Genomic DNA, 20,635 nt, shown 5'->3' with positions numbered 1-20,635 from the left:
CAGCAACAGCAACAGCAACAAAAGTCTCAGAATAGTACTAAACAAGAGCAAGGACAGCAGTCACAAAATCAACAAGACGCTGAAAATAAAAAAGAAAAGCAAAAGTCCGAACACAAAGCTAAGCAGCAAAAGGCCGAGACGGAAGTAGAAAAGCAAGGTGAGCAAAAAAAAGGTGAACCTATGCAAGCGCAAGCCCAACCAGAAAAAACACCTCAGGATGATCCTGAATTCCGCCGCCTAGAAGCTGTCGAAAGTGCTCGAGATCCAAGCTTTTTGATTCGTGCACAAATGCAGTTGCAAGCTCAACAAAAACAACGCCCACAACAATCTCAGAAGGAGTGGTAAGCCCGTGATGAAAAAAGGCGTACATCTGGTCTTTATTCTTGTGGCCAGCCTGTTATCTAGTTTCTCGGTGATGGCACAAAGCCTTCAGGCAAGCGTCAACAAAACTGAAGTGGCTAAAAATGAAGTCATCAACCTACGGATAATGGCAGACTCAGAAGTGGCGTCCGACGCCATCGACTTCAGCGTATTGGAAAAAGACTTCTTCCTAGGACAGCCTCGCTACGGGCGTTCGAGTAACAACATCAATGGTCGAAAATATCAGCGCACAGAATGGAGCATTTCTATAGCGCCAATGAAAGAAGGGATAATTACGATCCCGAGTTTTTCGGCCGATGGCATGAAAACCGAGCCAATTCAGCTAAAAGTCACGGCGAACAAATCGGCACCCGATCTGGATGATTTGTTCAGCTTCAATATGAGTGTCGATAACCATACGCTATATCCGCAGCAATCTGCGAATTTACGCATGCAACTGATCATCAAGGCCGACACTCGCCGTTTAGACAACCCACAAGTTGTGCCACCACGTATTGAAGGCATGAAGATCGAACCTGTTGGTGAAATGCAACAAGGGCAGCGAGTCATTTCTGGGCTTGAAGTGACAGTGGTGGAGCAATCTTTCCGCTTAACCGCAGAACAACCGGGAACATTCACGCTCCTTGGCCCACAACTGACTGGATCTTATATCTATGGCGATAGTCTGACGGGCTCAACCAAGATCATGCCGATCAGCACAAAAGTGGAGCAAATGCCAATAACGGTAAAAGCCATACCTAGTGAGTTTAAAGGCAGTTGGTTACCCGCATCGGCATTGCAAATGACTCAGAGCTGGCAAGACGATCAAGGTAATACGCTATCCGCCAATACGGTAAATAACGTGAAACAAGGTTCGTCTATTACTCGTACCATTCAAATCAAAGCTCGCGGTACACAAGCCGAATACTTACCGCGTATTACTATGGATTACCCAAACTCCTTACGCGTTTACCCTGAACAGCCTCAATTCGACACAGCAAGAGATGGCACGGTAATCATGACGGTAAAACAAGTGCTGATCCCAACAGAAGCTGGCGAATTCACGCTGCCAGGCTACGCACTGAATTGGTGGGACAGTAAAAGCGATGAAGCAAAGCAGGCAAACTTGTCTGAGCTGAAACTGAATGTGGAACAAAGCGATGCAGGCTTGATTACCTTACCTGAAACCGCGCTTCCTATACCAACCGTTTCAAATGCAGCTCCAGCCCAACAAAATGGCGTCGATAAACTCTGGCAAACGTTCACTTTTGTTTTTGCAGGCTTGTGGATTCTTACTTCCGCAATTGCATTCGTAATTTGGAAAAAGCGTCCTGTTGCTTCCACAGAACCATTGTCGGCATCAGAAAGACCACTTTGCGTTGAAGCGTTAAAACGCATCATTAATGAAGGCGACGAAGCGAAAATCGAATGCTCAGTGAACGAGTACTTGAGTACCCATCGTGACCGACTAAATCCCGAAGATGTTCAAGCGGTCAAACTCGAACTCGATGCCATGAACAGAGCACGTTTTAGTCCAAATCAACAGCCATGGAGTCACAAAGCCCTGTTGGAGAAAGTGCAAAAACTGGCCAAGGCCAAACGTGACAAATCTAGCCACCAGCTAGAAAAACTATAAATAAGAATGGCAGCGCTCTAAACGCTGCCATTTTTGGTTTCTGATGTTCAGGAAGTACGTAAAAACAAACTCACGCTACAATTTGATCTTTTTGAGGGTCTTTTAACTCATATCGCTTCACGCAATTTCTCCCACTGCTTTTCGCCTGATAGAGCGCCTTGTCGGACAACTGATACAAGTGGTCGAAATTGAAGTCTTTGCCTTTGGTTTTGTAGCAGGAGTACCCCACCGAAACCGTCAGCAATTCACCTTCTGGGTTATGTTGATGCTTGATGCCTTCATCTTCAATGCATTGACGGATGCATTCCGCTCTCAAACGAACCTCTTCTTGGTTCGAGCCGATCATCAATAACACAAACTCTTCACCCCCAATACGACAAAAGACCTCGTCTTCATCTTTGGTATGGTGTTCAAGAATGTTCCCAATCCGCATCAGTGCAATGTCCCCTTCAAGATGACCATAGTGATTGTTAAACAAACCAAAATGGTCAATATCAATCAGAATCAGACCGAATGACATCGCCTCTTCGCAATCCAATGCGCAGTATTTTTGCATCACATGTTCCAGCATACGGCGATTGCCAAGACGCGTAAGTGGATCGAGTTTAGACAGTACTTCGAGCTGGCGATTCGCCTCTTCTAGCTCTTTGGTTCGATTCTGCACTTCTAACTCAAGGTTTTCATTTAACTCTCGAATCGCCTCTTGAGCTTGAGTGCGTTGCAGCACCTCGGCCAAACTGGAAGAGAACATACGAATCACTTCGCGCAGTTGAGAGGTTAACGGCGCGCGAGTGAGCAGGTTATCGACGGCAATAAAAGCGATGGGGCCACTGCTGTTTGAGGTGAGAACCGTCATTGCCGCCCAACCAAAACCGACGATATTACAGTCGTGGTAAATGGGAACGGATTCTTCGAATGCGACTTCACTCGGTACGGCGCGAGCTAAATTGATCAGAGAAAAGTTTTGCGTCTCACCAAAGAAATAGGACTCATCGACGACATTCCCTTGAATGTCCGTGCCCCAAGTTCCCTGCATGTATGAGCAGTTTTCATCGGTCAAAAATACCGCCATACGATCAATACCGAGGTTTTTAATCGCGAAAGTCACTGCCGATTTACACACATCACTCACGGTTGTACAGCGTGATAGCTCAACCATGCTTGAGTGCAACATGCGCACATTTTGCTCTTGGCGCTTACGGATATAAATTTGTGAGAAAAGAGAACCAAACGAGTCCAACATCTGTTTTTGATACGCCGTTATCGGCTTGCGATGAATAAAGTTATCAAGCGCAAACCAACCGAAGGGCTCATTGCCGTCACGCAGGATTAACATCGCGTTCCATCCCTGCCCGACCACTTTGCCCGCCGTGTATATTGGCGCATCTTCGATGATCACTAAATTACTCTCAAGGCTCGACAGCGCAGCGATGTATTCCTCACTCAGTTGATGTAGATCGTATTGCGTGTGGAATTCATCGATCGTAACGCCAGACTCATCTGTGCCGTATGTACCGCTGAAACTGCGCTTTTTCATGTCCAGTAGCATCAGTGTGGTGCGGTCAAAGCCCAATCGTTCACGCAGGGCTTCGACGGCTTTGTAATACAAATCTTTTAAGGAATCAGGGTTGGAGATCTCGAGTGCGACTTGCTGAACTAACTTCATGTTTTCGATAAAACGTTCGCGCTGGCTAATTTCATCGACGTATTGAGCTTCACGGATGTCTCGATGTCGCATCTCTTGTGATGCATTTTTCTCGGCTCGAATGCATTGCCAACGCGCAGCCGCGAGCTGCATTGCGTCGTAGCTTTCTTCGTAAATATTGTGTGCGGTGCGAGCTTGGACAGATTGGATAAGTAAATAGGTGCGTTTTATTGGCGTGTTGTCGAGCATCATTATGTAGCTGTCGCCACCTAAATCTTGGGTGTGATTCCAGTTACAAGTGTTAATCGCCAGAGGAATAATGCTTTCGGATGTATCAAATTGGCAGGCCCAGTCCCAGAAAATCTCAGGGTACTTTTGAATAGGGTAAAGCTCTCCGCGAGAAAAACTCACAGAACAACGAGGATTGGTTAAAGGGTCTTCAAAAATGGCGATCGCGTGAGGGGAAAAGAGATTCTCTAATTGATCGAATATTGCTTCGGCCAGTAGCCGGTGGTCCCTCGTTGAAGACACTTTTCTCGTAAAACTTTTTAAATTCACCCTACCAACCTAATTTACTTTTTTATCCTCGATAAAAAACTACGCAGGTGGTGATATGCAATCAATATAATCAATTTTGAGCTGTTAAGTAATTCGCAAAATTTTCGGACTAAATTTCACATTCGAGAACTCTTCAGCACTTTTAGCACCATGTTTCACGAGAATTACATGTTGCATAAAAGTGGCCAATGTCGCTTAATTTTTAATAATTATTTATGCAGATAGATTTTATAAATCAGTATCTTAAAAAGAAAAAGGCCCCTCATAAAGAGGGGCAAAGTTACCATCGCTTATAGTTATCTGGTTATTTCAAAAATGCGGTTATTAACCGAAGTCGCCGTTTACGTAGCCTTGCGTACGGTCGTCTTGAGGGCAGCTGAAGATCACTTGAGTATCGTTGTGCTCAACCAGTTCACCCATTAGGAAGAACGCGGTGCGGTCAGAGATACGACGCGCCTGTTGCATTGAGTGAGTCACGATTACGATGGTGTAGTTCTTCTTCAGTTCTTCCATCAATTCTTCAATTTTGTGGGTTGCAATCGGGTCAAGTGCCGACGTCGGTTCATCCATCAGGATTACGTCCGGTTCCATCGCGATAGTACGCGCGATACACAAACGCTGCTGCTGACCACCAGAAAGGCCGAATGCATGTGATTTAAGGCGATCTTTCACCTCATCCCAAAGTGCAGCGCCACGCAGCGAACGCTCTACCACTTCATCAATTGTCTTTTTGTCTTTGATACCTTGAGCGCGCAAGCCGTAAGCCACGTTCTCGTAGATGCTCATCGGGAATGGGTTTGGCTTTTGGAATACCATGCCGACTTTGATGCGAAGGTCCGCAACGTCAATGTTGCCGTAGATGTCTTCGCCATCCATTGCGAGCTTACCCGTAATTTTTACGCCTTCGATAAGGTCATTCATGCGGTTCAAACAGCGTAGAAGCGTTGATTTACCACAACCTGATGGGCCGATAAGTGCCGTCACTTGACGAACAGGAATAGGCAGGTTGATCGATTTCAGTGCTTGGTTTTCACCGTAGAATAGGTCTAGGTTTTCAATATCAAACTTGTTCATTGTCTTAATCTCTTAAATCTTGAATTCGTGTCTTTTAACGTGCGTTCTTAATTGGTTTTGTTAGTAAGTTGCTGTGTTAAAACGTCTTGCAATCAGTTTAGTCACCATGTTGATCAAAAGAACAACGACGATCAGCACTGTTGCCGTACCGTAAGCCTGATTCCATTCTTCAATGGTAAACAGCTCGGTAGTCAGTTTGTAAAGGTGAACGGTTAGCGTACGACCTGAATCCAATAGAGAATCCGGAATACGTGCAACCATACCTGCTGTCAGGAATACTGGAGCAGACTCACCAATGACACGACCAATACTTAGAATGACCGAGGTTAAGATACCTGGCATCGCGCTCGGAAGAATCAAACGCCAGATAGTGTAAATTTTTGAAGCGCCAAGGCCGTATGAGCCTTCACGATACGTTTGTGGCACTGCCATCAATGCTTCTTCCGTGGTACGGATGATAACTGGCAGGATTAGGATACTTAGCGTCAGTGCACCCGATAGAATCGAGAAACCAAGACCAAGAATTGCCACGAAGAAAGTCATACCAAACAGACCGAAGATGATCGACGGGATACCTGCAAGGGATTCTGTACAGAATCGAATCACTTTCACCAAGCGGCTGCCTACTTTTGCGTATTCAGTCAGGTAAATTGCCGTCATGATACCCAGTGGTGCCGCTACCGCGATGGATGCAATAACCATGTAAATGGTCGACACAATCATCGGGAAGATACCGTGCTCATCGCCGGTACGAGTGTAATTGTCAGTAATGAAGTTCCAATCTACGTGTTGTAGACCGTTTGATAGGATGTACCAGATAATCCAGAACAGAAAACCTACCGTCAGTGCAGCCGAAATCCAAACGAAAGCGTTAAAGACGTTATCTTTGAACTGGCGTGCTTTTTTCAGTTTTGCGCGATCCATAATAGTCACCTTTAACGAGCGATTACTTCGCTTTTTCTCGGTTTAGGTAAAGAAGTACAGCGTTCAACGACATGATGAAGACCAGCAGTACCACACCTGTTGCGTACAGTGCGTTCGCGTGAACACCACTTGCGTAAGACATTTCAATCGCGATGTTCGCGGTCAGCGTACGTGCTGAGTCGAGAATGCCTTCTGGCATTGCCGGTGCGTTACCCATCACCATGATGATTGCCATTGTCTCACCCAACGCACGACCGATACCAAGAATCACACCAGTCATGATGCCTGAACGAGCCGCAGGAACGAGCAGTTTGAAGATTGTGTAGATTTTTGAAGCGCCAAGAGCCAAAGAGCCTTCTTTGTATGCACGAGGCACCGCTCGAATAGACGTTTCAGATACCGTGATTACGGTCGGTAGAATCATCACACCAAGAACAATAATACCCGCCAAGATGGTGTTACCCGCTGGCACATTGAAGATGTCTTGAATCAAAGGAACGATGATAACGAGGCCGAAGAAGCCATACACCACCGAAGGGATACCCGCTAGCAACTCAACCGCAGGACGAATAACATCAGCCAAACGCTTAGGCGCGATTTCAGCGATGAAGATTGCGGTAAGCACACCAACAGGAACGCCAACCATCACCGCACCCGCAGTAGAGACTACAGAAGCGACAATCATTGTTGCTACGCCGTAAAGCGCAGGTGGAAGCCAGTTTTGGCCAAGAACGATGCCCGATACTCCAGCTTCTTGGAAGGCAGGAATACTCTCTCGAACAATAAAGTAAGCAATTACTGCTAACGACACAATGCCGATAACAGCACTGGTTAGGAACAAGCCGTGGAAGATACGCTCTTTCCAGTCTACACGACGTTTCTCGCGTAGGCCTGGCTTGCTGATAGCTTTAGCGTCAGTATTCATAAGCTTTTCACTATTTGTTGCGATGGTCATTTAAAAATCTCACGGTTCTGGGTATTGCCAATGAACGCTATGGATAGAAAAGGCTCAGCCCTAAACGGTGGGCTGAGCAAACTTAAGAGTCCCGATAAATTAGTGAACTGAGATGTAACCGTTTTGGTCAACTAGCTTTTGCGCATCTTCAGTTAGCATCCAATCTAGGAATTTTTGCGTTTCTGCAGATGGCTTGCCTTCTTTGTAAAGCACAAGGAATGGGCGAGCTACTTTGTAAGAACCGTTTTTCACGTTAGCAACTGTTGCATCAACACCGTCGATTGCTAGAGCGTTAACTGTGTTGTCTACTGTACCTAGTGAGATGTAGCCGATTGCGTATGGGTTAGACGCAACCATTGTTTTAAGTGCGCCGTTACCGTTAGCAACTTGAGCACGTTGAGAGATTGCTGAAACTTTCTTGCCAGAAATTTTCATTTTAAGCGCCATGATGTCTTCAAATGCACCACGAGTACCAGAAGCGGTATCACGAGTGATTGCTACGATTGGCTTGTCTTCGCCACCCACTTCTTTCCAGTTTGATACTTCGCCTTTGTAGATTGCTGTCACTTGCTCAGCAGTTAGACCTGCTAGCTTGTTTTGTGGGTTAACAACAACCGCGATACCGTCACGAGCAACCACTTCTTCAACAAGTGTTGGCTCTTTTTCTGATTCCTTCAGGTTACGAGAAGACATACCTAAGTCTGCTGAACCGTTTTTCGCCGCTTTAACGCCAGCTGAAGAGCCAGGGCCTTGAACCTCGATGAATACGTTCGGGTTCGTCTTCATGTATGTTTCAGAGAAAACTTCCATCAGTGGAGTTACGCTGCTAGAACCCACTGCAGAGATAGTTTCTTTAGCAGAAACAGGAGTCACTGCCATTGCGCCTAGAAGTGCGATTGCACCGATTACTGTCTTTTTCATCACAATTTCCTTAAAGTGGCTTTATTGCCGTTGTGTTTCACTTGAACGGTGCCCACTTTAGAATCCGAATATGACAGTTGTGTTTCACTTAGTTGAACCCTCTATGACACGTTGTCATTTCTGTATATTAATTCCGCAACATTTCAGGTTGTGTTATTTCCTCGCTTACTTCCGCGCCTTTCTACATCTATACAAAATGCCAAGTCCTTCAATTTTGCTACATTTCATAACAATTCGGCATTAGTAAGTAATTGATTTGAAAAATGTATTCATTAGAATCCTTAAGGTTATTAATAATAATGATAATAATCAAAACTATAGAGGGTCAATCATGCGTCAATTTCTTAGTACGCTTTCTATTAAACTTCAGGTCTTTTTACCTGTTCTATTCACCGTTGTATTACTCGTCATTGGATTGAGCGTCGGAATCGGCAAGCTCGACCAAGCATTCAATAAGGTTTCCACTTCCACCAACAAGCTGATCATTCATAAAGAGGAACTCAGCGCCATCGTAGACAACACCTACGCCATGCGCATCAAAGCCATTTACAGTCTATTTAGAGCCGAAGATGTCCAATCTCTCAACCAAGAACTGTCTGATAGACAAAACAAAAACCGCGATTTTCTGAATTCCATCGATAGCCTCCCAGGCGTTCAAACCGAAGTGAATGCCATGCGCAAAGCCATGGATCACTATGTTGATTTCACGCGCGTCACCATGACACCTCTGCTCACCACCAAACACTCTTCTGATTACACCACATCCGATTTCAATCAAAAGTACGAATCTGCGATGGCAGAGTATCGATTGACTGGCGAAGCAATGATCAACGCCATCGACAACCTGTCTAAGCAATTAAATCAAATCGTCACCGATGAAGTGGAAGCGAATGGTGAACAGCATTCAACCACGCTCACGTACAGCGCGGTCTCGCTTGCGGTGATCTTGAGTGCCGCTTCGCTTATTAGTTGGATACTAGCCAGCTATATCGTTGCACCGATTCGTAACCTTCAAGGAACCATGCAAGAAGTCGCGAAGGGAAATCTATTGGTTAAAGCCGAAGCCATCGGAAAAAACGAAGTGTCGCAGCTGGCTCAGGATGTAAACCAAACCATCGACAAACTGCGTGAAACCGTGAGTGCATTAGTTCGAATTAGTGAAGATGTGGCATCAGCATCGACCGAGTTAGCGACCGTTATGACTCAAAGCAGCGTCAATTCGGATCAAGAAAAACAAGAAGTTGAGCAAGTAGCTTCGGCGATCAACCAGCTAGAATCTACCGCAGCTGAGGTATCGACCAATGCACAAGAAGCCGATAGCGCATCAAATCAAGCACGCATGCTGACCTCACAAAGCCTGAGCATGTTTGAAGAAAGCACTCGCGCAAGCGAAAAAATGGCGGAGCAACTCAACGAAGCCGCTGCCGTCGTGACGTCTCTAAAAGATCAATCAGAACACATTGGTCGCGTGATCGAAGTGATTGAAGGCATTTCTGAGCAAACCAATCTGCTTGCACTGAATGCAGCGATCGAGGCTGCACGTGCGGGCGAAAGTGGCCGAGGCTTCGCGGTAGTGGCCGATGAAGTCCGTATGCTAGCGGCGCGAACTCAGGAGTCGACAAAAGAGATCCAGACCATCATTGAAGAGCTTCAACAGCAATCTGGTCACGCGAATGAAAGCATGCACTCTAGCTTAGCCATGCTATCAGACAACCAAGCTCTGGCACAAGAAGTTAGCCAATCACTTGCTAATATCAGTAACGCTATCGCCGAACTGAACTCAATCAACACTCAAGTTGCGACCGCATCAGAAGAGCAGAAACAGGTCACGGCTGATATCAACAACAACTTAACGAACATCTATGAACTGGTGAGCCAGAACGTAACTGGTATTACGCAATCCGCCGCTGCCGCTCAAGAGCTTTCTGGCCTAGCGGAAAACCAGCAGCAACAGCTAAGACAGTTCCAAGTGTAATCACTCATTGTGGTGTAAACACATGCGAAACACTGAATGAAATACGAAAAAAGCTCCGCAAATGCGGAGCTTTTTAACGTCATTGTCTTAACAGCCACTTGTCGATTAATCTTCGTCTGTGACAAGCAACACTGAAAACTGGTTCGCCTCAGGAGAATAGCCAATAACATCTCCATTCACGCTTTCGAACGTCATGATTTGTCTAGCGTCAGTGCCGGGCGTGTTGCTCCAGGTATAGCTACCTAAATCACCAGTTTCAAGCGAGTATGCACTTTCAAACGCCGTACCATTCATCGAAGGATGGAAACACGCTCGCTCTGTGAGTGTAACTAACTCTTTAATATTCGGTAATCGCCACTGTTTTTTATCTGCAAAATTGTGTAACACATGGTTGCCCGAGGCATTCCGAATTTGCTCCGCAGTAAGCAGCGCGTTTTGCCATGTTACTTTTTGAGCTTCCCCAGAACACGCTTTTTGAGCCATATCCCATGTCATACCAACTGGGCAGCGCATCCAAGTGAGTCCTGTTTTTAAATCTGTTACAACACCTAGATCAGAGTATAAGTAGCGAGAATTCGGCGCTGACTTCACAAAATCCAAAGAGCATTCCTGAGCGGCCATCGACGCGTAAGAAACAAGTACAAGAGATAATGCGGTAATAAGTTTTTTCATCTTACTCTCCTTTCTCAGCAACTAGACGAATTGGAAACTGGTATGAGTCATCAGCTGTTGGATCTTTTTTATCGGAATAAATCTCAATCGAGCTAGATTGTCCACGGTCGGCACCTCGAACCGTTACCAACGGCATTCTTAAGTACTCGGGCGTTTTTACCTTGTCATTTTCAGTAAAGGTAAACGCCTGGAACCAAACCGAACCGTATTCCAAATAAGGACTACCTAACGTTTGCTGTGGGAAGAACTTAAAATTCATTCCATAAACGACGCCACTTGCATCTTTCTCTGTTTCACCGAAGTCGAGAACATCATAAAACTCCTGATAATCCGGTAAGCGCCAATTTGTGATACCACACAGTGACTTCTGGTTGATGTGCTCAATGTATTGCTTAGTTGAGCAAATATCATCTCTTGCGTTGACACAACCAACCTGTTCCAAGTCTTTAGAAAATGGCTTAAAGTCTTCTGATTCGTAAACAAACAGACGATCTTTAAACTGAAGCGAATTTTCGTCAGCACTTTTGTTTTCCCAAACCAAACCCGTGCGCTCATCTAATGTACAAGCCCAAGTGGTTGCATCCACCTTTAGCTTCTCGCCCGTTGCACTTAACTTAACAAACTTGAAGCCATTACCTGTCGCCGCCTGCTTCTCTAACTTGTCAAAGCCAAATTCAGCATCTTGTCCTGGGAAAAGTTCTTGAGGCGTCGCTGTGTTCGAATGTCCTTTAGCGACCGTATAATACAAAACGGTACCCGTATCGTTACCTACCGAACCAAGCGCAGATAAAGAAGACAGCTTGGCCGCTAACTCAGTGTGCTCCGCATCACTCAACAAGTACGCCGCGAGAGATTTGTCGTTATAGCTGAGTGTTTGCGCCATCGTCGTCAAGCCAAGTGTGATGTGTTCTGGCTTCATTTTGCTTAGCAACCCGACCGTGTTTTGCTCGATGTATTCCAACTCAGACGCATTGGGATCCGACATTACGGAGCCAGACAGTTTCACGTTAGCATGTGCAAGCCAATCTTTTAGAACTTGTTCTGCTTGGCTGACGGTTTTACCATCAATAACCAACGCTGCGATTAATGTGGTAACGCCATTAATGTCGTTACCTTTGCTCAAACCACGTCCCGGCGTCATCATGTTCAGTGTGAGCTCGTCGCCTTGGTCAACCTGAGCCAAAATTGGACTGGTTAAAATGTTCTTGTTTGTCGAGGTAATCGAGAACTCACCTGCGTTATCACTTTTTGTGCTCGGCTCAGTCGCATCACACACAAAGTTCTGGTTGAGGTCGATGCACACTGGTGTATCTAACAACGTACCTTTCGCAGAAATGGTTCCCGCTACGTTGTAACTTGGCGCCGTTGCGTCACCACCACCAGAACCGCCACCACAACCAACAAGGGCCAGTGAGACTGCAATGAGAGAATATTGAAACTTCATAGGTCTTATCTTCTTTTTGATGAATCGTTATTACGAGAGCGAACCACTCTCAACATTGAAAGCACAAGCAAGCCAAAGAGCGCCCAAGGTGAGCCACTCCCACCCGAGCCATTGCCGTTGCTTTTCGAAGTGGTATCAGCACCGCACTGATACTGGTTAAAGTGACTCACACCCCACGCTTTTAGTGCGCCCGAGTTGCCGACCACCCGATCGGAGACTTCTAGTCGCCACGTTCCCCAACTAGGCTCTCCAACCAATGCTTGCAGCTCTGAATCGTGTTGAACCGTGAAATAGCCCGTAAACCCACCCGATTGACTCGGCTGATGGTTAAACAGCACTACAGACTGGCCTTGTGGCGACATCAACGTGATGTGTAAATCCGCTAAATTCGCGTGTTCGATATCGAGATAAACGGCAAATGAGTCATCAATTTTCTGCGTTTTGTCTGATAGTGTTTGAACAAAAATTTTGTTCCCTTGCACTTCTTGACCGCGCGAGTTAATACTCGCATCGGTGAGCGCATCCTCGATAGTCTTGGGCTTATTCAGAAGTAGAGGAATACCGTTCACTAGCGCCGTCACGTTTTGCCAAGATTGCGCCTTAAGCCCTTCAGCAAACTGATAATCCACCGAAACTTTAGATTCAAACGGTGCACCACACGTCAGCCCCGTTGGTAAGTTGGTACTGAAAGAGGCCGAGTTTGCCAGTTGCACATCGACCGCTTTCGATGTGTCGTTGTTCAGTGACCAATTGCCCTTTACGCTAGCAGATCGGCCAGTGTGAGAAAGCGTCAACTCGACCATTTCCCCAGCTTTAATGTAACGAGATTGATATCTGGCGTTAAAAGGAACTTTGAGTAAGTTATGTTGTGCGAAGCTGTCTTTCAGAATTTGTGCGTACTCTTTTTCAGGGAAAAGCATTGTCGCGGCAAATACGGTGGACTCCGCCAAATCATGCATTTTTACACCACGACCCACGCCGTACATGCCTTCAAGCACAATCGAGTCAAAGTCACGGAAAACACGATCCGAACCATCTCCATAGCGAGCAATGGACGCTTTTAAGGCTTGGAACAAAGGTGTCGACCACAACTCGTCGCCCAATTCACCACCAACGCTTTCATGCGCTCGGTATTCCGCTCCTTCAAAGTAGCGAGCACGTTGGTTCCAGAGACTGCGTGTTGCGCGGCGAACGCCAAACATGCCATCCCAGTTGAACACGGTATCAATCTCAAATTCCTGACCACGGCGAGCCGCATCTAAATACTGTGTTCGGTAGCTCGCACTGCCCGCCCAGTAATCACCGACACCTTCTCCAATCGCACCAGTGTGGCCATACGCCCAATCGGGAACAATTTGATAGTGAATCCCGTGTCCTAGCTCGTGCAAAATCACATCTGCATCCGCAGCATCCGGAGATACTCCACCCACGCCTAACATCAGCGCACGCGAACCTGTGTAGTAAGAAGAGTTGTCTAGCGCTAAACCACGTCCATCAAAACGAAGCGGCTCTTCAAACAAGTCATAGCTCAAGCTCGATAAGTACTGCAGTGAGTTGTCAAGATGGTAAAACGCCATCAACTGCAAAAAGGCATTGTCGCCAAGCTGAGCACTTTGCATCGCTTTTACATCAGCAAAAGATTGAACACCTTCAGGCGGCAAAATACTGCTTGTATCGCGTACGGGCTCCGCACCTACCGCAGGTGTAGGCAGCAATGCAAGTGCATCCACCTGTTTAACGCGCTCATTGGCTAGGTAGAACTTGCCGCCAGACTGCAAAACTTGAATCTGCTTCTCAACATATTGAAGTGGCTGCGGATAATCCTCTAACGAATTCCATGCGGAATCAGGCGCAGCTTGTTGCTGCATCGTACGTAAATCAGGATCAAACACTGAGACGGGAACCGTCACTAACTCACCGGAGCTCAACGCTGGCGGCTCGGTCACTTCCAATCGAACAGGCAATTCCAGTTCTGCGGCTGGCATCGCCTCGCCATTACGAATAACCGTATCTTCAAGGCTTTTGAAAATACGCTCGATTTGGCGGTCTTGGTTAGTCGACAACACAATAGTGCGTTGCGGTTGATACTGACCATCGACCCACACATCAAAGTTGTAATGATCTCCAAGCTGAGAACGGGTTTGATAGCGAAACTTGAGTTCGCCAGCGCTAGCGTAATTGTCTTGTAAGTAGCGAAGCGCTTCGGCTTGGTTCGTGACCATAACAGCCGCGCTAGGGTAATCCCACTGCGCCGCGTTCGTCACTTGAACGCCTGCCAACGCAAGAGAAAGCGCTAAAAGTTTGAGTTTCATGCTGGGCTCCTACTAAAAGATGAACTTCGCGTTAACCGTAAAGTAACGACCTGGTTCCGTTGAGTAGCGTTTGCTCTCATCTGCTATGCCAGCAACGTCTTGGTAACGAATGTATTCTTTGTCGAACAGGTTGATGATGGTCGCACTCAAACGAAAATCTTTGGTGATTTGGTAACTTGCCCCCAGATCGAGCGTGTTCCATGCCTCTGTTTGTGCGCATTCTGTCTTTTGTCCGAGCGACGTTTGGCAACTCGGCACACGATCCATCGAACCAGCCCAATTCCACGTCGCGAACGCATTAAAGTCTTGTTGCTGGTAGTTCAGCCCAACATTGCCCTCAAAAGGCGTGATGCTACGAACGTATTCGCCCTCAGCGTCCTTTCCATCCACATAACCAAGCTTGGTACTTAGCTTCCAAGACGATGTGAAAGCATACGCAGCAGAAAGCTCCGCGCCGTAGGTTTCAACGCCGTGTAAGTTTTGGTATTGCTTGACGTAGTTGCCGAAGTTATCTTGACCCGTGGTAACAACATCAATGAAGTTTTGGAACTTGTTGTAAAACGCAGAAACGTAAAGTTGCGCTCGGCCATTATCGAATTTGTTACCGATTTCAAACGAGTCCGAAGTTTCAGCCTCTAGATCCATATTTGGTGCAATAACAAAAGGCGTCAGCGGCACAAAGTCATGGCTTACGAAGCCATACGCTTTATCGTATTCTGGCGCTCGATAGCCGTGATCGTAAGAGAGGTAAACGCGGTTGTTTTCGAACACTTCACGAGAAATCGACAAACTTGGTGAAATTTCAGAACTGTCGATATCTTTCAATGGATATCCACCGATATCATTCTGGCCATCAGGTGAAAGTCGGTGCGCATCGAAACGCAAACCGCCAGTCAATGTCCATTTCTCCAGCTCAATCATGTCACGGAAATAAAGCCCAATGTTGTAAGCACGTGCAGCGGCAAAGGGTTGCTTTTGCGATGCGTTGGAACCCGTCCAATCGAGGACTTTCTGATTATCTTCACGTTGGTAGTAATCCGATGCTATCTCAACGCCATACGCTAACTTGTGCTCAGCCGATGAGGCGTGAAGCGTCTGTTTGAAATCCGCTCTCAAACCGACCGTGCTATCGGTAAATGTTTTGTGCTCAAGTTCGCGGCGCTTAATCAACAGACCATTGGCGTCGGTAGAGTTCATTAAGCGATTGGTGTCTGTGACCACTTCGGTATGACGCCAATAAACTTTGGTATCCAACTCTTCAAACCATGCTGGATCAAGCGGCGTTAGCTCTGCACCTAAATATGCACTGTATTCTTCTGTCGATTCATCTTCTGCAAAGTCTTCGATATGCCACTTGCCATCTTTTTGTATGGATGACGAACCTTCAAGGCGTTGTTGGTCTTGTCGATAGAGTTCGGCACGCGCTTTGATCATCACTTCATCACTGAAGAAATGATTGATGGCGTATGACGCGCTGTAACCATCCAAATCGCGGTTGTACAAATCTTGGCTGAAGTTACGCGTCTCTTCACCTTGCCAATAAGCCGCGTTGACCAAGCTTTCCGTATCGCCAGAACGAAATGCCAAATTGCTCGCGCCTTTGTATTTATTGCTTATCCCCGTATAAGTGCCCGTGGCGTCAACATAAAAGTCACGATCTTCTAAAAACTCGCCCGGCTGTTTGGATTTTAGAATCACAGCACCACCAATGGCACCAGAGCCCAAGACTGAGGAGCTTGCCCCTTTCACTACTTCTAATGATTCAAGATTAGATAGATCGAACGTGTCGCGGCCCACTTTGTCATTGTTGTCATTCGCCCCAAAACCGTCTGCAGAGCGAATGCCGTCACGAATGATCATAATACGGTTACCCGTCATGCCCCGAATCGTGATGTTTTGTGGACGACCAGCGCCACCCGACACACTTACCCCAGGCTCGTGACGCAGCGCATCATAAAGCTCTGTTTCGCCCTTTTGTTCAATCTCTTCGCTGGTGACAACCGCAACGCTGCCTGCTACTTCAGACACAGGTTGTTCAATCCGATTCGCCGTCACCACAACCTCTTCCATAGAGAAAACGTCAGATTTGGCGTGCACTTGGCTGGCAGCTAGTACCGAAAGTACTGCCGCTGACACTGGGGTAAGCTTCATTTACTGCTCCGCTTTAGATGTATTAATCAGTGATAAAAGAAAGGCGTATTCTTTTGCTTGTTGTTCTTGCGCTTGTCGTGGGTCCATTTGATGACCCGAGTTAAAATCGGTCTGTAACAAGTAAGGCCCGGTGTGCTCACTTAGCTCAGAAACCTTGGCGAGATACTTGGCACCTTCCCAGTAAGGCACGCGCTGGTCGATCAAACCGACTTGAACCAGCATCGGTGGGTAAGCGTCTTTGTGAATGTTGAGAATTGGATCGTACGCCTTCATTAGTGCCAGTTGTTCAGATTTGGTTGGGTTACCCCATTCGCCATACTGCTGCGTGGTCAGCGGAAGTGATGTATCCGACATGCTGGCTACCACATCAACAAAAGGCACTTTAAGCACGACACCTGAAAATAACTTAGGATCTCGATTAACCGCTCCCGCGACCAACGTGCCACCAGCACTAGAACCAATGGCAAAAACCTCTCGATTACCGCGTTCAAACGTTTTCAGCGTCTTAGCGGCCGCGACAAAGTCGCCAATAGAATTGGCTTTGCGCACACCACGGCCTTGCTCATGCCACTCATCGCCAAAGTACCCACCGCCACGAACATGGGCGATAGCGTAAATCACGCCTTGGTCGAGCAAGCTTATGACTTGAGGCATAAAGTACGGTTTCATCGTAAAACCGTATGCGCCATAGCCATAAATCATCACGGGTGATTGTGCGTGTAATTTGTCTTTGCGATACGCTAAAGAGACGGGAACAGAAACACCATCGTGCTTAATGAAAATTCGTTTTGAAACATAATGTTGGCTATCAAAATCTTGGTAAGCATCTTGAGAGTACAAAGATTTAGTCAGCGTTTTTACATCAAACTCTTCCCATTGAGGAGGCGTGGTCATCGACATGCTTCGGATACGAATCTTGTTTGATTCAAAATCGCCTAACGTGCTCAACCAAGCGACATTGCCATCGTGTTCCAATGGCAGTATCACTTTTTCCTGACCTTGATAAGAATACACCGTCAACGTCGACACATTGTTTGGCTTACCAAGTGCCACAACTCCTGCATCATAAAGGTAGAACTGCTCAAGCGGCTCACTAGGGTTGGTAAAGCGTTGCCATGTTGCGCTAAGCGGCGTGAGTTCGGCTTGGTAAAGTGCGAACTTTCCTTCAAGATTACTGTTGAGGTAAACATGCCCTTTCGCGACATCTGCGTAATATTCCACGCCCACTTCTGGCACTCGCAATGAATCGGTGACTGTGCCCGTTTCTAGATCGACAAGCTTCTGCTCTGTTGTTGACTCGTTGTTGCTTTGCAGTACGGCGTAACGGCTATCTGCCGCGCGATAAAAAGAGAGTAACCAATCTGATTTGTACTCATTCCATACTACTGTTTTAGCCAAAGACTCCGTGGAAATACGTAGGATCTGATGAGGTCGCTGGGTACGCTTGTCCTTTGCTACAAGGTATGCCATTTTTCCATTTTTTGATAACAGTGCACCACTATCGACGTGTGTTGCCAGTTCCGAAGATTGGCCTGAGAGTAAATCAACAACCACGGCTCGATATTGCTCGCTGCCGTCGATATCCTCAGTGAACAGCAGTTTATCGCCACTCACATGCCACTGACCAAGTTGATAGTATTGATGCGCCGATTGTCGCTCAGCGAAATCAAACACCGCGTTTTCTGGTGCATGCTGACTCGCACGTGATAACAACACGTAGCGACCGTCACGACGCGTTAACGTCCACTCTCGTCCATTCACAATCGACCATGGCTGCTCGCCTTTGTCTGCCACCATGGTTTCCCACTGTGCCAGCAGATCTTGTGTCAGTGCCTGATAACTTTTTTGATACTGTTCGGTCTTGCGGTTTTGCTGCGTCAAGTAGGTAAGAACTCGCTCATCTTTACGAGCGTCATCTCGCAGCCAGTTAAAATCATCAGCGGCAGTAGCGCCAAAACCAGAGGTAACTATGAGCCCTAAAAAAACATGAGTAAATTTCATATAGAGAGCGAATTCATTTATAGGATTAATGGAATCCGCGTATTCTGCCCTTAAATAAAAATGAGATCAATTATCATTTTCATAATTAAATAATATTTTTATCTAACCTGCTTGAAAAAACGTTTGCTTTAACCAGTGTAAACACAATCAACATCTTGCTAAATTAGCAATCTGTGCTGTTTATATGAAGTCAGACAAATATAAGCATTGGGAGAAACGGTTAGTAAGAATTGGGAGAAACAGTTAGTAAGAAAAGACAAGGGTTGGCTAAGTGACGGGCATAAAAAATCCGAGTGCGAACACTCGGATTTTGTAAACATCAGAATCAGTTTAGAACTGAGGCAATCATGACTCTTCAGAGCTTGGTGCCGCAGGCTTTTTCTTAGGGATGAACACGTCATCACCCACCGATACGTTTTTGTAGAAGCTCTTGTCGCGTTTAGCTGGTTGCTTCGCCACTTTCTTCGCTTGAGGACGCGCTTTTTTCGTCGTCGCTTTCTTATTACGGAAATCTTTCTTAGGTGGTTTCAGACCTTTAAATTTACCTTTCAAATCTTCAAACACTGAGAATGCAAGATCTTGCTGTAGGTAAGTTTCGATACGCTTGAAGCTCTCCCAGTCTTTTGGACCAACCAGAGAAATCGCATCACCTTTGTTACCCGCACGGCCAGTACGACCAACACGGTGCACGTATTCTTCTGTATGCTTTGGCATATCAAAGTTGATGACGTGAGTCACTGTCGCAATATCCAAACCACGAGAAGCGACATCAGTCGTTACCAGAATCTTAAACACCGCACGCTCAAACTGGCTCATGATGGTGTTACGTTGCGTCTGGTTCAAGTTACCACTCAGTGCAACGGCCTTCAGTTTTTTCTCGTTCAGCTTCGCGGTTAGACGTTCGGTATCGTCACGCGTTGCCGTAAAGATGATCACTTGACGGTATTCCGCTTCAGAAAGTACGCGTTCCAGAATCGCTTCTTTGTGATCAAGGTGATCACACAAGTAGAATTTTTGCGTGATATCTTTGTGTTCTTCGTTAGATACGCCAACTGCGATACGTTTTGGCGCATTCAGCATTTCAGAAGCAATATCGTTCACTTCTGCGTGGTCCAACGTTGCTGAGAACATCAACGTTTGACGACGACGGTGTTTCGCCGCGTTATGGATACGACGTAGCTCAGGCGCAAAGCCCAAGTCCAACATACGGTCTGCTTCATCAAGAATCAGCGTTTCCAAACCGTCAAGGTACAGAGAGCGGTGCTCTAGGTGGTCAGCCAAACGTCCTGGTGTCGCCACGATGAATTTCGGGTAACGACGCAGTGCTTTTACTTGATCGTTAAAGTTCTCACCACCAAGAATCAACGCTGCATCGTAAGATAGACCAGCCAGCATAGAGCGAAGTTCGCCATACACTTGTTTAGCCAACTCACGCGTTGGAGCCAGAATCACAGCACGAGGATCTTTCGCTGAAAACGATTTTGTCTTCAGTGACTTGTGAAGCATTGGCAATACAAACGCCAAAGTCTTACCCGAACCCGTTTTCGAAGATGCCAATAAATCCTTGCCTGCAATCGCAACAGGAATAGCCTGTTTTTGAATGTCAGTCGGTTTTTTAAAATCGTAGTGTTTTAGGTTCTTCAACAATCGGTTGTCTAGGCCTAGATCTTTAAATTGCAAAGTATTCTCCAATAAATCAGTCAGCGTCTGAGCGCTCTGTAATGTCGTTTCCGCTCTAACGCAGCAAAAAATAAAGCTCGGTATAATACCGCAAATCATAGGAGTATAGATAGAGATCACACAAACTAATTCCCACGGATGAAAACAAAACATCATTTTCAGCCCAGTGAAGAAGAACCTTCGGCTGTAACTAGCGAAAACCTTGGCTAAAATTCGAGAAAAAACACGCCCATAAAAGTGTCGAATTCACTTCGCAGAACTAAGCCGATTGCAGTTATTTAGTGGTAGAAACTTTCATTTGTGTCAATATCGTCTAAATTATTGATA

The 20,635-nt window shown here is 46.3% G+C and carries 13 protein-coding genes and 1 pseudogene; 3 read left to right on the top strand and 11 right to left on the bottom strand.

What is annotated here, in order from left to right; genetic code table 11:
* Positions 1-345, top strand: a pseudogene (locus BIW15_RS04000) (hypothetical protein); the annotation flags it as partial.
* 4 nt (positions 346-349) lie between these two features.
* Entirely contained in the window at positions 350-1,996 is a 1,647-nt protein-coding gene (locus BIW15_RS03995) for a BatD family protein (protein ID WP_179115220.1), read from the top strand.
* A gap of 70 nt (positions 1,997-2,066) precedes the next feature.
* On the opposite strand, the gene BIW15_RS03990 is transcribed toward BIW15_RS03995, so the two are convergent.
* The 5 genes from BIW15_RS03990 to BIW15_RS03970 all read right to left on the bottom strand — a co-directional run bounded on the left by BIW15_RS03990 (position 2,067) and on the right by BIW15_RS03970 (position 8,073).
* On the bottom strand, positions 2,067-4,145 hold the full coding sequence (locus BIW15_RS03990; RefSeq protein ID WP_024702122.1) for a GGDEF domain-containing protein: 2,079 nt from the start codon (positions 4,143-4,145) through the stop codon (positions 2,067-2,069).
* A gap of 378 nt (positions 4,146-4,523) precedes the next feature.
* The gene (gene pstB / locus BIW15_RS03985) at positions 4,524-5,273 is read right to left on the bottom strand and encodes a phosphate ABC transporter ATP-binding protein PstB (RefSeq protein ID WP_077280609.1); all 750 of its coding nucleotides are present in this window, start codon (positions 5,271-5,273) and stop codon (positions 4,524-4,526) included.
* Between the two features lie 60 nt (positions 5,274-5,333).
* On the bottom strand, positions 5,334-6,197 hold the full coding sequence (gene pstA / locus BIW15_RS03980) for a phosphate ABC transporter permease PstA (RefSeq protein WP_005478161.1): 864 nt from the start codon (positions 6,195-6,197) through the stop codon (positions 5,334-5,336).
* A 22-nt stretch (positions 6,198-6,219) separates the two neighbouring features.
* Positions 6,220-7,152, bottom strand: a complete 933-nt coding sequence (gene pstC, locus BIW15_RS03975) for a phosphate ABC transporter permease subunit PstC (RefSeq protein WP_005462956.1) — start codon at positions 7,150-7,152, stop codon at positions 6,220-6,222.
* Positions 7,153-7,251: 99 nt separating this feature from the next.
* Positions 7,252-8,073: a phosphate ABC transporter substrate-binding protein gene (locus BIW15_RS03970; RefSeq protein WP_005462954.1), complete on the bottom strand. Its 822-nt coding sequence runs from the start codon at positions 8,071-8,073 to the stop codon at positions 7,252-7,254.
* A gap of 331 nt (positions 8,074-8,404) precedes the next feature.
* On the opposite strand from BIW15_RS03970, the gene BIW15_RS03965 reads away from it, so the two are divergent.
* Positions 8,405-10,048: a methyl-accepting chemotaxis protein gene (locus BIW15_RS03965; RefSeq protein ID WP_029840435.1), complete on the top strand. Its 1,644-nt coding sequence runs from the start codon at positions 8,405-8,407 to the stop codon at positions 10,046-10,048.
* A gap of 105 nt (positions 10,049-10,153) precedes the next feature.
* Here BIW15_RS03965 and BIW15_RS03960 read toward each other — a convergent pair whose 3' ends face one another.
* From BIW15_RS03960 to BIW15_RS03935, 6 genes are all read right to left on the bottom strand, one after another.
* Positions 10,154-10,720, bottom strand: coding sequence for a DUF1566 domain-containing protein (locus BIW15_RS03960; protein ID WP_077280608.1), 567 nt, complete (start codon positions 10,718-10,720; stop codon positions 10,154-10,156).
* A 1-nt stretch (position 10,721) separates the two neighbouring features.
* Entirely contained in the window at positions 10,722-12,164 is a 1,443-nt protein-coding gene (locus BIW15_RS03955) for a DUF1566 domain-containing protein (protein WP_077280607.1), read from the bottom strand.
* Positions 12,165-12,169: 5 nt separating this feature from the next.
* Positions 12,170-14,476 carry a proprotein convertase P-domain-containing protein gene (locus tag BIW15_RS03950; RefSeq protein ID WP_077280606.1) on the bottom strand — a complete coding sequence of 769 codons (2,307 nt, stop codon included), beginning with the start codon at positions 14,474-14,476 and terminating at the stop codon, positions 12,170-12,172.
* Positions 14,477-14,488: 12 nt separating this feature from the next.
* Positions 14,489-16,627: a TonB-dependent hemoglobin/transferrin/lactoferrin family receptor gene (locus tag BIW15_RS03945; RefSeq protein WP_031846727.1), complete on the bottom strand. Its 2,139-nt coding sequence runs from the start codon at positions 16,625-16,627 to the stop codon at positions 14,489-14,491.
* The gene (locus tag BIW15_RS03940) at positions 16,628-18,628 is read right to left on the bottom strand and encodes a prolyl oligopeptidase family serine peptidase (RefSeq protein ID WP_077280605.1); all 2,001 of its coding nucleotides are present in this window, start codon (positions 18,626-18,628) and stop codon (positions 16,628-16,630) included. It lies immediately after the preceding gene.
* A gap of 345 nt (positions 18,629-18,973) precedes the next feature.
* Complete coding sequence (locus BIW15_RS03935; protein ID WP_029784417.1) at positions 18,974-20,320, bottom strand: DEAD/DEAH box helicase; 1,347 nt, start codon at positions 20,318-20,320, stop codon at positions 18,974-18,976.
* Positions 20,321-20,635: the final 315 nt, after the last annotated feature.

This window comes from Vibrio sp. SALL6 (assembly GCF_002002385.1).
In the GTDB taxonomy this organism is placed as follows: domain Bacteria; phylum Pseudomonadota; class Gammaproteobacteria; order Enterobacterales; family Vibrionaceae; genus Vibrio; species Vibrio parahaemolyticus.
Note: the sequence above shows the minus strand (reverse complement) of the source record. Positions and strands in the feature narration are given on the sequence as shown.

What these genes read in the sequence shown, in the direction of transcription:
- BIW15_RS03965 (WP_029840435.1), top strand. Translation starts at nt 8,405, where the DNA reads ATGCGTCAATTTCTTAGTACGCTTTCTATTAAACTTCAGGTCTTTTTA.
- BIW15_RS03950 (WP_077280606.1), bottom strand. Translation starts at nt 14,476, where the DNA reads ATGAAACTCAAACTTTTAGCGCTTTCTCTTGCGTTGGCAGGCGTTCAA.
- BIW15_RS03945 (WP_031846727.1), bottom strand. Translation starts at nt 16,627, where the DNA reads ATGAAGCTTACCCCAGTGTCAGCGGCAGTACTTTCGGTACTAGCTGCC.
- BIW15_RS03960 (WP_077280608.1), bottom strand. Translation starts at nt 10,720, where the DNA reads ATGAAAAAACTTATTACCGCATTATCTCTTGTACTTGTTTCTTACGCG.
- BIW15_RS03955 (WP_077280607.1), bottom strand. Translation starts at nt 12,164, where the DNA reads ATGAAGTTTCAATATTCTCTCATTGCAGTCTCACTGGCCCTTGTTGGT.
- pstC (WP_005462956.1), bottom strand. Translation starts at nt 7,152, where the DNA reads ATGACCATCGCAACAAATAGTGAAAAGCTTATGAATACTGACGCTAAA.
- pstA (WP_005478161.1), bottom strand. Translation starts at nt 6,197, where the DNA reads ATGGATCGCGCAAAACTGAAAAAAGCACGCCAGTTCAAAGATAACGTC.
- pstB (WP_077280609.1), bottom strand. Translation starts at nt 5,273, where the DNA reads ATGAACAAGTTTGATATTGAAAACCTAGACCTATTCTACGGTGAAAAC.
- BIW15_RS03970 (WP_005462954.1), bottom strand. Translation starts at nt 8,073, where the DNA reads ATGAAAAAGACAGTAATCGGTGCAATCGCACTTCTAGGCGCAATGGCA.
- BIW15_RS03940 (WP_077280605.1), bottom strand. Translation starts at nt 18,628, where the DNA reads ATGAAATTTACTCATGTTTTTTTAGGGCTCATAGTTACCTCTGGTTTT.